This is a genomic window from Mesorhizobium ventifaucium, assembly GCF_935822925.1.
Taxonomy (GTDB): Bacteria; Pseudomonadota; Alphaproteobacteria; order Rhizobiales; family Rhizobiaceae; genus Mesorhizobium; species Mesorhizobium ventifaucium.
Genome location: NZ_CAKXZS010000082.1, coordinates 1 through 824, shown reverse-complemented (window position 1 = coordinate 824; position 824 = coordinate 1). Strand labels below are relative to the sequence as shown.

At 62.3% G+C, this 824-nt stretch carries 1 protein-coding gene; it reads left to right on the top strand.

All coding sequences use genetic code 11. The features are described from left to right. A partial coding sequence (gene groEL / locus NMG70_RS31700; protein WP_254028133.1) for a chaperonin GroEL occupies positions 1 to 824 on the top strand: 824 nt, incomplete at both ends.

The following is an 824-nucleotide window of genomic DNA, read 5'->3' as shown; positions in this document are numbered from 1 at the left end:
ACAAGTTCGAGAACATGGGCGCGCAGATGGTCCGCGAAGTTGCTTCGAAGACCAACGACATCGCCGGCGACGGCACCACGACCGCGACCGTTCTGGCGCAGTCGATCGTCCAGGAAGGCCACAAGGCGGTTGCCGCCGGCATGAACCCGATGGACCTGAAGCGCGGCATCGACCTCGCGGTTAGCGACGTCGTCTCGACGCTGATCAAGAACGCCAAGAAGATCAAGACCTCGGAAGAGGTTGCCCAGGTCGGCACCATCGCCGGCAATGGCGATGCTTCGGTCGGCTCGATGATCGCCGAAGCGATGCAGAAGGTCGGCAATGAGGGCGTCATCACGGTCGAGGAGGCCAAGACCGCCGAGACCGAACTCGAAGTCGTCGAAGGCATGCAGTTCGACCGCGGCTATCTCTCGCCCTACTTCGTCACCAACGCCGACAAGATGGTTGCGGATCTGGAAGACGCCTACATCCTTCTCCACGAGAAGAAGCTCTCCAACCTGCAGGCCATGCTGCCGATCCTCGAGGCTGTCGTGCAGACCTCGAAGCCGCTGGTCATCATCTCGGAAGACGTCGAAGGCGAGGCTCTGGCCACGCTGGTCGTCAACAAGCTGCGCGGCGGCCTGAAGATCGCCGCCGTCAAGGCGCCGGGCTTCGGTGATCGCCGCAAGGCCATGCTGGAAGACATCGCCATCCTCACCGGTGGCCAGGTCATTTCCGAAGACCTCGGCATCAAGCTCGAGAATGTCGGCCTCAACATGCTCGGCCGCGCCAAGAAGGTGTCGATCTCCAAGGAGAACACCACCATCGTCGACGGCGCCGGCAAG